This is a genomic window from Anoxybacillus sp., assembly GCF_036834105.1.
In the GTDB taxonomy this organism is placed as follows: Bacteria; Bacillota; Bacilli; order Bacillales; family Anoxybacillaceae; genus Anoxybacillus.
Genome location: NZ_DAITON010000228.1, coordinates 1 through 1,844, shown reverse-complemented (window position 1 = coordinate 1,844; position 1,844 = coordinate 1). Strand labels below are relative to the sequence as shown.

At 42.1% G+C, this 1,844-nt stretch carries 3 protein-coding genes; 2 read left to right on the top strand and 1 reads right to left on the bottom strand.

All coding sequences use genetic code 11. From position 1 onward, the window contains the following. A partial coding sequence (locus V7Z64_RS13210; RefSeq protein WP_334110737.1) for a Crp/Fnr family transcriptional regulator occupies positions 1–241 on the top strand: 241 nt, incomplete at its 5' end. A gap of 66 nt (positions 242–307) precedes the next feature. Next, the gene (locus V7Z64_RS13205; RefSeq protein ID WP_003397913.1) at positions 308–496 is read left to right on the top strand and encodes a YgaP family membrane protein; all 189 of its coding nucleotides are present in this window, start codon (positions 308–310) and stop codon (positions 494–496) included. 266 nt (positions 497–762) lie between these two features. Here V7Z64_RS13205 and adhP read toward each other — a convergent pair whose 3' ends face one another. Continuing rightward, positions 763–1,776, bottom strand: a complete 1,014-nt coding sequence (adhP, locus tag V7Z64_RS13200) for an alcohol dehydrogenase AdhP (RefSeq protein WP_219985723.1) — start codon at positions 1,774–1,776, stop codon at positions 763–765. Between the last annotated feature and the right edge of the window lie 68 nt (positions 1,777–1,844).

Below are 1,844 nucleotides of genomic sequence, written 5' to 3'. Positions count from 1 at the left end.
TATTGTATTTGAAAAAATGGATAAGCGCCTCATTGAATTTTTGCTTGACCGATGCGAGAAAAATAAAACAAATATAGTGGAGATGACGCATGAACATATTGCGATGGAACTTGGAACGGCGCGTGAAGTTGTTAGTCGGATGTTGAAGCAGCTAGAACGCGAAGGGTATGTGCAACTTGGACGAGGAAAAGTGAAGATTATCGCCAAAGAAAAATTATGTGACAAATTTGCAACAATGTGACTTTATCACAGAACAATGGACTTTTTTCCTCTATGCTAAAGGTAAAAGAAGAGGAGGGGAAAAAAGATGAAAGCTAATGTTGGTTCGGTCGATCGCATCATTCGTCTTATATTAGGGGTTGCGTTATTAGGGCTGTTTTTCCTTGAAGGAAACATCAAGTACGTTGGCATTTTAGGAATCGTTTTGATCATTACAGCATTCGTTAGATTTTGCCCGCTTTACGTGCCGTTTCGGATTAATACGACGAAAAAATAGCTCAAGCTTTACGCTTGGGTTATTTTTTTGCTCGGTTAGATGTTAGGTAGAATAAAAGAGGGAAGATAGGTAAATTAGCATGGCTAATTTTTGCGGGGATGTTCCTTATTAGTGGATGTACATTATCGCATGATGCGCAAAAACATGAAAAAGAACTGCCTAAACAAATTGGGATCGTATTTCAAACAATATTAAGGAAGACATTCATGACCACCAAGTGTTTTCTGTTGAAATTAAATGAGAAGGCGCCCACAGACGCCTTCTTTTTAATCTACTTTTAAAACGACGCGGCCGTTAATTTCCCCTTTTAACATGCGATCAAATACGTCGTTAATGTTTTCAAGCGGCTGTACTTCGACAATTGTTTTTACTTTTCCTTCTGCTGCAAATTGAAGTGCTTCTTGTAAGTCTTTGCGCGTACCAACGATAGAACCAATAATTTTTACTCCATTTAATACCGTATCGAAAATTGGGATAGGCATTTCTTCCGGCGGTAATCCGACGAGTACGCAAGCACCACCGCGACGAATGGCTTTGTAGGCTGATTCGAACGCGGCTTTTGAAACAGCTGTGACGACAGCCGCATGCACACCGCCCACTTTTTCTTTTATCCATTGTGCCGCATCATCATGTTTCGGATTGACGACAAGATCTGCACCAAGTTGTTTAGCAAGCTCAAGTTTTTCATCACCTAAATCGACAGCAACGACGTTTAACCCCATCGCCTTTGCGTATTGGACTGCGACATGTCCAAGCCCGCCAACACCGTAAATGGCTACCCATTCCCCAGGTTTTGCCCCTGTTACTTTTAATGCTTTATATGTCGTGACTCCAGCACAAAAGATTGGAGCAGCTTCTTCAAATGATAAGTTATCAGGAATTTTTACAACATAATCGGCTGCAGCACGGCAATATTCAGCGTAACCACCATCGACGGAATAGCCAGCGTTTTGTTGATGTTCGCATAATGTTTCTTGTCCGCTTAAGCAATAGTCACAATGACCGCACGCTGAGTAAAGCCAAGGGATACCTACGCGATCTCCAACTTTTACATGTGTCACCCCAGGGCCTACCTCTTCAATTACTCCGACCCCTTCATGTCCAGGAATGAGAGGCAGTTTAGGCTTTACAGGCCAGTCGCCATGTGCGGCATGCAAGTCTGTGTGGCATACCCCGCACGCTTTAATGCGCACTAATACTTCCCCGTATGAGATCTTAGGTTTTTCCACTTCTTTCACTTGTAACGGCTCTTTAAATTGTTCCACAACTGCAGCTTTCATGATTATAATCCTCCTTCTAGGCAAAAAGGGATTTTTTGGTCTGTACATATGTAATGTAGCATGCATTT